Source organism: Microbacterium bandirmense (genome assembly GCF_037204185.1).
GTDB lineage: Bacteria > Actinomycetota > Actinomycetes > Actinomycetales > Microbacteriaceae > Microbacterium > Microbacterium bandirmense.
This window is the reverse complement of the sequence record NZ_JBBDGM010000024.1, coordinates 1-10,170: the sequence shown is the minus strand read 5'-3', so window position 1 is coordinate 10,170 and position 10,170 is coordinate 1. Positions and strand designations below refer to the sequence as shown.

Genomic DNA, 10,170 nt, shown 5'->3' with positions numbered 1-10,170 from the left:
CAAACACCACCTAGATGTACCCGGTCAGGACGTTGGTCGCAGTCGGCTGATTGGGGGCTTGCCTCCGAGAGCTGAGTGGCGTCGTTCATTGTTGTAGTGCTCGAGCCAGGGTGCAAGTGCGGCGGTGCGCTCGTGACTGTTGGTGAACACCTGCCGGTAGGCCCACTCGGTTTGCAAGGTGCGGTTGAAGCGTTCGACCTTCCCGTTCTGCCAGGGGCAGTGCGGCTTGATGAACTTCTGCCGGATGCCGTAGGCGGCGCAGACACCGCGCAAGGAGTTCTTGTAGGCCCAGGCGTTGTCTGTGATCAGCCGTTCGATGCGGGGGATGCCGTGGGAGGCGAAGAAGGCGATAGCGCGTTCGAGGAATCCCGCGCATGTGGTGCCCTTCTCATCGGAGAGGACCTCGGAGTATGCCAGGCGGGAGTTGTCGTCGACGAGGGAATGGACGTAGTCGTAGCCGATCTTGGGCCGCTTGTTCTTCTCCGCCTGCGTGGCGGGACGTCCCCGGGCACGCCACCGGCCCCCATCCGGGATACGGCCGAGCTTCTTCACGTCCATATGGACCAACTCACCGGGATCGTCCTTCTCATACCGGATTGTCGTCTTCCTCGATGCGCGGATCTTCTCCCCGGTCATCGGGTCCAGTTCACTCAGGTGTGGCATCCCGTGCCGAGCAAGGATGCGTGACACCGTCCGAGGAGCTATCCCGAGCCGGGCTGCGATCTCGTCACGGCTGAGACGCTCAGCCTCCCGCACCGCCAATACCGCTTGCTCCGTGCGCTTCGGTGTCTTTGTCGGCATCCTCGCCGGCCGTGAGGAGCGGTCTTCCAATCCGACGGCACCTTCGTCGCGATAGCGGGCGAGCCATCGGGCAACGCACCGACGAGAAACACCCATCGCGGCAGCGATATGCGCTTGCGGCCACCCCTGGTGGGCGCGAGCGACGATCAACCGACGACCATGAACAGTCAAACGAGCATTACGGTGAGACACGAGAACCTCCGTGGTAGTGAAGACGTCAGATATCTCCACTAAGCCCGGAGGTTCTCCCCCTCCACAACCCCATCACCGTCACCAACCTGATGACCGGGTACACCTAGATGCGCCTCGCCGACTTGCCGCGTGCTTCGATAAGCGTCAATATAGATACATGTCGAATCAAGAGGTCGAGTTGGTCATCGTCGGGTCCGGTCCCGCCGGGTACACCGCAACGGTCTACGCTGCTCGTGCGGGGCTTGCCCCGGTCGTGATCGCCGGCTCGGTGACGGCGGGCGGGGCGTTGATGACGACGACCGAGGTGGAGAACTTCCCTGGCTTCGTCGATGGTGTGCAGGGTCCGGAGTTGATGGAGTCGATGCGGGCGCAGGCTGAACGGTTCGGCGCTCAGATCGTCTACGACGACGCGACCCGCCTCGACCTCGACGGCGACGTGAAGATCATCGAGACCGGTGCCGGGGCCACGTATCTGGCGCGGGCGGTGGCCCTGGCGATGGGCTCCGCGTACCGCAAGCTCGACCTCCCCGAGGAGGACCGCTTGTCCGGGCACGGAGTGTCCTGGTGCGCGACGTGCGACGGGTTCTTCTTCCGCGACAAGGAGATCGCCGTGGTCGGCGGCGGAGACTCCGCGATGGAGGAGGCCCTGTTTCTCACCCGGTTCGCGTCGAAAGTGACCGTCGTGCACCGCCGGGACGAGTTCCGGGCGTCGAAGATCATGGCGCAGCGCGTGCTGGACGACCCGAAGATCGACGTCGCCTGGAACAGCGAGGTCGCCGCGATCCTCGGCGACGAGCAGGTCACCGGGCTCACGCTGCGCGATAGCGTCACTGGGACCGAGCGGAGACTCGACGCGACGGGGGTGTTCGTCGCGGTCGGGCACGACCCGCGTTCAGAGCTCGTGACCGGCCAGGTCGACACCGACGCGGACGGGTACGTGCGGGTCGCGCACCCGTCGACGCGGACGAACCTGGCCGGGGTGTTCGCGGCCGGGGATCTCGTCGATCACACGTACCGGCAGGCGATCACCGCCGCGGGCACCGGCTGCGCGGCCGCGCAGGACGCCCAGCACTACCTGTCGAACCTTGCTCCCGCCACCGTTTCCGCACCTGTTCTGGAGGTTTCCGCATGAGCACCGTCACCCCCGTCACCGACGCCACTTTCCGGGCCGAGGTGCTCGAGTCCGAGCTGCCCGTCGTGGTCGACATCTGGGCGACCTGGTGCGGCCCGTGCAAGGCGATCGCCCCGATCCTGGACCAGCTCGCCGGGGAGTACGCGGGCCGGGTGAAGATCGTGAAGGTCGACGCCGATCAGAACCCCGAGACCGTGACCGCGGCCGGCGTGACCTCGATCCCGACCCTCGGGTTCTACCGGAACGGGGAACGGGTGGACGTGCTGATCGGCGCGCACCCGAAGCCCGTCTACGCGGCGAAGCTCGAGGAGTTGCTCGCATGACCGACACCCTGACCCGCACCGCCCCGAAACGACTCTCCACCCTCGACAAGTGGCTGCCGCTGTGGATCGGCCTCGCCATGATCGCCGGTCTCCTCCTCGGCCGCTTCGTGCCCGTGCTCTCCGACGCGCTATCCGCGATGGAGGTCGGCGGGATCTCGGTCCCGATCGGGCTGGGCCTGCTGGTGATGATGTACCCGGTGCTCGCGAAGGTCCGCTACGACAAGGCCGCCGCCGTCACCGGCGACAAGAAGCTCCTGGTCTCCTCGCTCGTACTGAACTGGCTCGTGGGACCTGCGGTGATGTTCGCCCTCGCCTGGATCTTCCTGCCGGACCTGCCCGAGTACCGCACCGGCCTGATCATCGTCGGGCTCGCCCGCTGCATCGCGATGGTCGTGATCTGGAACGACCTGGCCTGCGGTGACCGGGAAGCGACCGCGGTGCTGGTGGCGATCAACTCGGTGTTCCAAGTCGTCGCGTTCTCCCTGCTGGGCTGGTTCTACCTCACCGTCCTGCCGGGCTGGCTGGGGCTGGACACGCAAGGGCTAGAGATCTCGGTCTGGCAGATCGCGCTGAATGTGCTCGTCTTCCTCGGCGTCCCGCTGGTCGCCGGCTTCACCTCCCGCTTCATCGGCGAGAAGCGCAAGGGGCGCGACTGGTACGAGGAGACGTTCATCCCGAGGGTCGGGCCGTGGGCGCTGTACGGGCTGCTGTTCACGATCGTGCTGCTGTTCGCCCTCCAGGGCGAACAGGTCACCTCGCGGCCGATGGACGTCGCCAGGATCGCGCTGCCGCTGCTGGTCTACTTCGCGCTGATGTGGTTCGCCGGCATCCTGCTGGGCAAGGCACTCGGCCTGGGCTACGCGCGCTCCACGACGCTCGCGTTCACCGCCGCGGGCAACAACTTCGAACTCGCCATCGCGGTCGCGATCGGCACCTTCGGCGCGGCCTCCGGCCAGGCCTTGGCCGGGGTCGTCGGCCCGCTCATCGAAGTGCCCGTGCTCGTGGGCCTGGTCTACGTCTCGCTCTGGGCCGCGAAGGCCTGGTTCCACACCGACCCCTACGCCACCGAATCGAGGACGTCATGACAGACACTGCTGTCTTCCCCGACAAGGAGGCGTGCGCGCCGTCTGCGACGCACGCCATCGGGACCGAGGCCGCGACCACCGTGGCCGGCGCGCTGAAGGCGCTCGCTGACCCGCTGCGGCTCCGGATGCTGTCCGCGATCGCGACCGACCCGCGCGGCGAGTCCTGCGTGTGCGACCTCGCCGACCTCGCCGACGTGTCCCAGCCGACGGTCTCGCACCACTTGAAGGTGCTGAAGGAGACCGGGATGCTGCGGTCCGAACGGCGAGGCACCTGGGTGTACTACCGCATCGCACCGGGCAAGCAGCGCGCCGTCGCGTCCCTCCTCGACGCGTTCGCTCCCGCCGCGGCCGTCACCGACGAACCCGAAGACACCGCAGCACGGGCCGCGGCCCTGCAGCAGATGGACGCCCGCGTCACCCGCCTCGCCGAAGAGCTCGCGGACGAGCTGACCGGGCTCAACCGAGACCTCGTGATCGCGATCGTGCGCGAGTCCTACGCCAGCCTGGTGCGGTCGGCGAAGCTGACGACGCACATGATCCCGCTGACCGAACGGTTCGCCCGGCAGCGCCTCGCCGACCTCATCCGTGATCGGACGACCGGGGTGCCGCAGGTGCTGTTCGTGTGCGTGCAGAACGCGGGCCGCTCCCAGCTCGCCGCCGCGATCGTCAACCAGCTCGCCGACGGCCGCGTCGTCGCCCGCTCCGCAGGTTCCGCCCCGGCGTCGGACGTGCACCCGCACGTGCGCTCCCTGCTCACCGAGATCGAAGGGCAGCAGGAGGCCGAGACGGCGTTCCCGAAGCCACTCACCGACGACGCCGTGCGCGCGGCCGACGTGGTGATCACCATGGGCTGCGGCGACGTCTGCCCGATCATCCCCGGCGTCCGCTACGAGGACTGGGCCGTCGGAGACCCCGCACTGGCCTCGGCCGAGGGCGTCGAAGCGATCCGCCACGACATCGAGGACCGCGTCCGCGAGCTCCTCGCCACTCTCACCGACTGAAAGAAGCGAACCACCATGACCGACCAGAAGCCTTCCGTCCTCTTCGTCTGCGTCCACAACGCCGGTCGGTCCCAGATGGCCGCCGGTTATCTCCGCGAGCTCGCAGGCGACCGCGTCGAGGTCCGCTCCGCCGGATCCATGCCCGCCGACCAGATCAACCCCGTCGCGGTCGAGGCGATGCGCGAAGTCGGCATCGACATCACCGCCGAACAGCCGAAGGTGCTCACCACGGAGGCTGTCCAGGACTCCGACGTCGTGATCACCATGGGCTGCGGCGACGCTTGCCCGTTCTTCCCGGGCAAGCGCTACGAGGATTGGAAGCTCGACGACCCCGCCGGGCAGGGCATCGAGGCAGTGCGCCCGATCCGCGACGACATCAAGGCCCGCGTCGAGACCCTCCTCGCCGAACTGCTCGTCTGAGGGACTGCGAGCACGGGAGGGGGCAGCGGCCATTGGCCCCGCCCCCTCCGCCGTGTCTCGGGTTTCCTGATCCCTGCGGCGAACACCGATGTGCCGTGAGACGTGCCCCATCGATCGCGCTACAGCCCGTTCTCGCTCTACCGGGACGCGCCTCGCAGCGCTGCTTCAATCTGCTCCTGCGTAGGCTCTCCGGCAAACCCGCTTTCCGTCGCGTAGACCTGGCACAGGCACACAAGCGAGCGAACCGGTGCCGTCGGGAACAGGTCGACGCCGTCGACGAGGATCGTGGGCGATCCTCCGAACCGGGTATTCTCCGCCTCTTCCTCTGTGCGGATCGTCACCAGCTCGATAGGCACGGCCCCGAGCCCGAGAGCGTCCAGCGCAGCGCGCGCGTTGGCTTCGGCGATGTCCGTGTACGGGCAGCCGACAATGTGCAGCAGTTCCATCTTCATGAGATGCCTTCCGCTCGTGCGCCGCCGACTCTCGTCGGCGTGAGGAGGTTCAGACAGACCACTCCCACACCGATGACGACGAAGACGTCAGCGATGTTCCCCACAAAGAGGTTTCCGTAGGCGAGGAAGTCGGTGACGTCCCCCTGCCCGAACGAGGGAGGGTTGAGGAGTCGGTCGACGAGGTTGCCGAGCGCGCCGCCGAGTACCAGGCCCAGAGCGATGCCCCACCGGGCACCGCGCAGCCGCACGGCAAACACGACCACCGTCCCGGCTGCAAGGATGCCGACGACCGTGAAGATCCAAGCGGCCCCGGAGCCGAGCGAGAACGCGGCTCCGGGGTTATAGACCAGTGACAGGCCGAAAAGGTCGCCGATCAGCGGGATCCGTCCTACAGAAGTCAACTGCGCAACGGCAAGAACCTTCGACCCCTGGTCCACGGCCAGGGCGAGCACGGCCACGACGAGCGCGAGACCGAGCGCCCTCCTGCGGCTCGCAGCCGACCCGCGGTTCCTCTCGACGACGGCATCCTGCGCGGTCACGACGCGGTCTTCCTCGTCCGGGCAGCGCGGAGACCGTTGAGGATCACGACGACCTCGGCGATCTCGTGCACCAGCACCACCGCTGCGAGGCCGAGCACGCCGAACAGGGCCAGCGGCAACAGGGCGGTGATGATCAGCAGGGACAGGATGATGTTCTGGTTGATGATGCGCCGTCCGCGGCGGGCATGGTCGAACGCGCGCGGCAGCAGCCGCAGGTCGTGACCGGTGAAAGCCACGTCGGCGGACTCAATCGCGGCGTCGGAACCTGTCGCGCCCATCGCGATACCGATGTCCGCGGCAGCCAGGGCGGGGGCGTCGTTGATGCCGTCGCCGATCATCGCGACCGACCCGTGCTTCTCGCCGAGCTTGGCGATCGCTGAGGCCTTGTCCTCCGGGCGCAGCTCGGCGCGCACGTCCTCGATCCCGGCCTGCGCGGCCAGGGCGCGGGCGGTGCGGGCGTTGTCGCCGGTGAGCATGGTCACCCCGACACCCTGGGCCACGAGAGTGTGTACGACCTCGGGGACCTCGGGGCGCAGCTCGTCGCGGACGCCGATCGCGGCGACCGGGACGCTGTCGCGGTGCACGATCACGACGGTCATGCCCTGCTCCTCCAGGCCCGCGACCCGGTCCTTGAGCGTCCCCGCGTCCAGCCATCGGGGACTGCCGACGGTGATCCGGGCCCCGTCGAGGGTGCCCTCGATGCCGTGCCCGGCTTGCTCGGTGACGTCCAGGGCGGCGGGGGCTCCGGGCGAGGCGGCGGTGATTGCGGCGGCCAGCGGGTGGGTGCTGTGCTGCTCCAGCGACGCTGCCCATGCCAACGCCTGCGCCTCGGTCACGCCGTCCGTGGTGAGCACGGCGGTGACGGCGGGCTCGTTGCGGGTGAGGGTGCCGGTTTTGTCGACGGCGACGTGGCGGATCACGCCGAACCGCTCGAAGACCGCGCCGGATTTGATGATCACGCCGAACCGGCTCGCCGAGCCGATTGCGGCGACGACGGTGAGCGGGACGGAGATCGCCAGCGCGCACGGGGACGCGGCGACGAGCACCACGAGGGCGCGGGTGATCCACAGCTCCGGGTCGCCCAGCAGCGAGCCGATGATCGCGACGAGGGCGGCGAGGATCAGGACGCCAGGCACGAGGGGGCGGGCGATGCGGTCCGCGAGGCGGGCGCGGTCGCCCTTCTCGGTCTGAGCCTGTTCCACGAGCTCCACAATCGTGGTCAGCGAGTTGTCCGTGCCCGCCGCGGTCGTCTCGACCTCCAGGGCACCGGCGGTGTTGATCGCCCCGGCCGACACCGCATCCCCCGGATCGACCTCGACCGGGATTGACTCCCCGGTAATCGCCGACGTATCCAGGCTGGAACGACCGGCGCGCACGATCCCGTCGGTTGCGATCCGCTCCCCGGGACGCACCAGCATGAGCTGCCCGATCTGGAGGTCCTTCGCGGCCACTTCCACGGACGCGCCGTCCTGCCGGATGGTCGCGGTCTCCGGGACGAGCTTGAGCAGCGCCCGCAGCCCGCCGCGGGCCCGGTCCATGGCCTTGTCTTCCAGCGCTTCGGCGATGGAGTACAGGAACGCCAAGGCGGCCGCCTCCTCGACGTAGCCGAGGATGACCGCGCCGACCGCGCTGATCGTCATCAGCAGCCCGATGCCCAGCTTGCCCGTGAACAGCTTGCGGATCGCGCCCGGGGTGAACGTCGACGCGCCCAGCAGTAGGCCGATCCAGAACGCCACCAGCGCCGGGATCTCCGCACCCGTCCATTCCAGGACCAGGCCCGTGCCGAAGGCGACGCCGGAGAACACCGGGACCATGATCCCGCGGTCGCGCCACCACGGGCGCTCCCGCTCTTCCTCGGCCTCCTCGCCGACCCGGGTCTCCGGCTCGTCGCAGCCGCACGCCGCGCTCACTCGCCCGCTCCCGTCGCGCAGCAGCCCGGCACAGTGCACTCGGCGTCCACGCACGGCGCGTGCTCGTCCACCGCGAGCGTCACGTCCACGAGCGCCGTGAGCGCCGCCGCGAGGTGCGGGTCGGCGATCTCGTAGCGGGTCTGCCGTCCCTCGGGCTCGGCGACCACGATCCCGCAGTCGCGTAGGCAGGTCAGGTGGTTCGACACGTTGGAGCGCGTCAGCTCCAGTTCGCGCGAGAGCACGGCCGGGTAGCTCGGCCCGTCCAGCAGGGTCATCAGGATCCGGGAGCGCGTCGGGTCCGCCATGGCCCGGCCGAGCCGGTTCATGACGTCGAGGCGAGAAGCAATAGTCAGCATGCACTGAACTATACAGCAACCGCTGACCTAATATCGATTCGTCAACTAAGGCAATAGCGCCGTCTTGAACAACGCGGGCTACCAATAGGCGCAGTCGGCAGTGCCGGTGAGGAGGTCAAGATCTCCGGATGCCCACAGCGCGACGGGCCGATCCGCGCCGAGGTCGTCCAGCCCCGTGGGCCATTCCGCGTCGGTGGGGATGAGTACCCGATGGGTGCCGTCCGCGGCGCTGTCGAGGGCGTCGATAACGGTCCGCTCAGCGATGGCGGGTGGGAGGGTATCGAGGGTGTGCTGGACAACAGCGGGGCCGTTGGTGCCGGTGAGTCGGGCGGCGGGCGTATTCGGTTCGCCGGGGATGGTCAGGCACGCCAGCGCGATGCGTGCGTAGCGCTCCTACTGGTCGGGGTCGGCGGCGGTGATGCGGTCGAGAATCTGAGTGCTTATGATGTCTGCTCCTGTGAAGTCGTGAAACGGGATGAAGGGGTGGGGCCGGCCACCGGCGATGCGATGACCGACCCCTGTGGTTGTTGACGGCAGGTCAGGCCGCGACCTCGGCCCCGGCGTCGGTCGCGTCGTCCTCGTCCGTGCCGCTTGCCTCGGTGGCGTCGGCGGCGTCCGTCTCGGTCGACGACTCCTCGGCATCGGCGGGGTTCTCGAGCGCGGTCACGTCCTCCACCCCTTCCTCGTCGGTGGCGGCGCTGGTGGCGTCGTCCTCGTCCGTGCCGTTCTCCTCGGCGGCGGCATCCGTCTCCTCGTCGCTCGTCTCCTCGGCGGCGGTGTTCTCGCTGGCGGTGTCGTCCTCGGGGGTGTCCTCGGCGCGGGTGGCGCTGTCGGGGTCGGCGATGAGGGTTTCGACGTCGGAGAGGGTGTATCCCCATGCGGCGAGCTGGTCGAGGTACTGGCGGGTCGCCTGGTCGGGGTTGCGCCAACTGTTCTTGTCGGTTGCCGCTTCCAGAGCGCCGAGTGCGACGGCGAGCAGTGCGTGTCCGGCCTTGGTCGGGGTGGCCTGGGTCATCGCGGCGATGGGGTGCGGCTGTCCGTAGTGGCGCTGACCGTCGAGATTGAGGAGGGTCGCGGCCATGTCGTGCCCGTCGTTTGCGGCGCGGGTGACCTCGTAACGGCTATCCGCGATCACGGTTGCCGTGAAAGCGAGCGCCTGGGAGGGCAGACGCTTCCGCCCGAGCAACTTGGTCACCCATGCGCGGCGTACCTTCTCCGCGCTGACCCATGCCTTGTTGTTCGCGACGACGCGGCGACGTTCGGCCTTCTCCTCCTCGGTCATCGCCCCAGATCGGGTGGTGGGCTGGCTGTGCCGGATGGAGGTCAGGCCATGCTCACGCCAGTTCACGACGACGTGCGCGATGTCGATGCTCCCCCACCGCTCCCCGATAGCGACGGCGTGCCCGTCCTTTCCGGCGTAGTTCTCCTCGGTGACGCGCTCGCCGTCTGCGGTGACGAGATCATGGAGGAACGCCACGTCATGGTCGCCCCATGCCGGGTAGTCCACGACGGTGTATCCGTCTGCTTCGTACTGGGCGCGCAGGGACGCGATTTCCTCCTTGGTGGCCTTGTCGTCCAGGTGCCGCTGGGCGTAGTGGTCGAACGATTCCGGGTCACGTGCAGCGACGCTGGTGAGTTCGGCCAGCGCGTCCGGGTCGTCGTCGAACTCGGTGAGGATGAGCGCCTGATCGAGGGTGAGGGCGTGCTGGGCCACGGCGATCTTGGCGATGTCGCTTTCGGCGACGGCAAGGCCGGTCTTGACGGTGGTGCGCTTGGCACCGGTCTGCTTGGCGATCGCAGTGACGCTCATCCCGTCCAGCGCCAACTGCCGCCATGCCTCGGCCCGGTCGGTGTCTGTGAGGCCTGCGCGGTGTTCGTTGGTGATGTACTGCTGGATGATGCGGATGCGCTTCTCGTCGGACGCGTCCACGACGTAAACGGGCACGTCCTCGGCGTCGG

General features: G+C 68.4%; 12 protein-coding genes. 6 read left to right on the top strand and 6 right to left on the bottom strand.

Annotated features, from left to right (window positions below):
- Nucleotides 1-24 precede the first annotated feature (24 nt).
- Entirely contained in the window at nt 25-993 is a 969-nt protein-coding gene (locus WDU99_RS16985) for an IS481 family transposase (protein ID WP_337333659.1), read from the bottom strand.
- 157 nt (nt 994-1,150) lie between these two features.
- Here WDU99_RS16985 and trxB point away from each other — a divergent pair, with 157 nt between their 5' ends.
- From trxB to WDU99_RS16960, 5 genes are read left to right on the top strand one after another with little or no spacing between them, the layout of a single operon-like run.
- Nucleotides 1,151-2,125 (top strand): thioredoxin-disulfide reductase, encoded by a 975-nt coding sequence (trxB, locus tag WDU99_RS16980; RefSeq protein ID WP_337333658.1) that lies wholly within the window; start codon nt 1,151-1,153, stop codon nt 2,123-2,125.
- Nucleotides 2,122-2,448, top strand: a complete 327-nt coding sequence (gene trxA, locus WDU99_RS16975; RefSeq protein WP_337333657.1) for a thioredoxin — start codon at nt 2,122-2,124, stop codon at nt 2,446-2,448. The genes trxB and trxA overlap by 4 nt, the downstream gene beginning before the upstream one ends.
- Nucleotides 2,445-3,533: an ACR3 family arsenite efflux transporter gene (gene arsB / locus WDU99_RS16970; protein ID WP_337333656.1), complete on the top strand. Its 1,089-nt coding sequence runs from the start codon at nt 2,445-2,447 to the stop codon at nt 3,531-3,533. The genes trxA and arsB overlap by 4 nt, the downstream gene beginning before the upstream one ends.
- Nucleotides 3,530-4,534, top strand: a complete 1,005-nt coding sequence (locus WDU99_RS16965; protein ID WP_337333655.1) for a metalloregulator ArsR/SmtB family transcription factor — start codon at nt 3,530-3,532, stop codon at nt 4,532-4,534. The genes arsB and WDU99_RS16965 overlap by 4 nt, the downstream gene beginning before the upstream one ends.
- Before the next feature lie 15 nt (nt 4,535-4,549).
- Nucleotides 4,550-4,954 carry an arsenate reductase ArsC gene (locus WDU99_RS16960; RefSeq protein ID WP_337333654.1) on the top strand — a complete coding sequence of 135 codons (405 nt, stop codon included), beginning with the start codon at nt 4,550-4,552 and terminating at the stop codon, nt 4,952-4,954.
- A 137-nt stretch (nt 4,955-5,091) separates the two neighbouring features.
- Here WDU99_RS16960 and WDU99_RS16955 read toward each other — a convergent pair whose 3' ends face one another.
- From WDU99_RS16955 to cmtR, 4 genes are read right to left on the bottom strand one after another with little or no spacing between them, the layout of a single operon-like run.
- Nucleotides 5,092-5,406: a hypothetical protein gene (locus WDU99_RS16955; RefSeq protein ID WP_337333653.1), complete on the bottom strand. Its 315-nt coding sequence runs from the start codon at nt 5,404-5,406 to the stop codon at nt 5,092-5,094.
- Nucleotides 5,403-5,945: a signal peptidase II gene (lspA, locus tag WDU99_RS16950; protein ID WP_337333652.1), complete on the bottom strand. Its 543-nt coding sequence runs from the start codon at nt 5,943-5,945 to the stop codon at nt 5,403-5,405. Before lspA ends, WDU99_RS16955 begins: the two co-directional genes overlap by 4 nt.
- A complete protein-coding gene (locus tag WDU99_RS16945) occupies nt 5,942-7,855 on the bottom strand; it encodes a heavy metal translocating P-type ATPase (RefSeq protein ID WP_337333651.1) in 1,914 nt (637 codons plus the stop codon). Before WDU99_RS16945 ends, lspA begins: the two co-directional genes overlap by 4 nt.
- Nucleotides 7,852-8,211 carry a Cd(II)/Pb(II)-sensing metalloregulatory transcriptional regulator CmtR gene (cmtR, locus tag WDU99_RS16940; protein WP_337333650.1) on the bottom strand — a complete coding sequence of 120 codons (360 nt, stop codon included), beginning with the start codon at nt 8,209-8,211 and terminating at the stop codon, nt 7,852-7,854. Before cmtR ends, WDU99_RS16945 begins: the two co-directional genes overlap by 4 nt.
- A 210-nt stretch (nt 8,212-8,421) precedes the next feature.
- Here cmtR and WDU99_RS16935 point away from each other — a divergent pair, with 210 nt between their 5' ends.
- The gene (locus WDU99_RS16935) at nt 8,422-8,742 is read left to right on the top strand and encodes a hypothetical protein (protein ID WP_337333649.1); all 321 of its coding nucleotides are present in this window, start codon (nt 8,422-8,424) and stop codon (nt 8,740-8,742) included.
- A gap of 7 nt (nt 8,743-8,749) precedes the next feature.
- On the opposite strand, the gene WDU99_RS16930 is transcribed toward WDU99_RS16935, so the two are convergent.
- The coding region (locus tag WDU99_RS16930; protein ID WP_337333648.1) for a ParB/RepB/Spo0J family partition protein at nt 8,750-10,170 on the bottom strand (1,421 nt) is incomplete at its 5' end.

Coding starts and splice junctions, on each gene's coding strand:
- cmtR (WP_337333650.1), bottom strand. CDS start 8,211: ATGCTGACTATTGCTTCTCGCCTCGACGTCATGAACCGGCTCGGCCGG.
- WDU99_RS16955 (WP_337333653.1), bottom strand. CDS start 5,406: ATGAAGATGGAACTGCTGCACATTGTCGGCTGCCCGTACACGGACATC.
- WDU99_RS16935 (WP_337333649.1), top strand. CDS start 8,422: ATGGGTGCCGTCCGCGGCGCTGTCGAGGGCGTCGATAACGGTCCGCTC.
- trxA (WP_337333657.1), top strand. CDS start 2,122: ATGAGCACCGTCACCCCCGTCACCGACGCCACTTTCCGGGCCGAGGTG.
- trxB (WP_337333658.1), top strand. CDS start 1,151: ATGTCGAATCAAGAGGTCGAGTTGGTCATCGTCGGGTCCGGTCCCGCC.
- WDU99_RS16965 (WP_337333655.1), top strand. CDS start 3,530: ATGACAGACACTGCTGTCTTCCCCGACAAGGAGGCGTGCGCGCCGTCT.
- arsB (WP_337333656.1), top strand. CDS start 2,445: ATGACCGACACCCTGACCCGCACCGCCCCGAAACGACTCTCCACCCTC.
- WDU99_RS16960 (WP_337333654.1), top strand. CDS start 4,550: ATGACCGACCAGAAGCCTTCCGTCCTCTTCGTCTGCGTCCACAACGCC.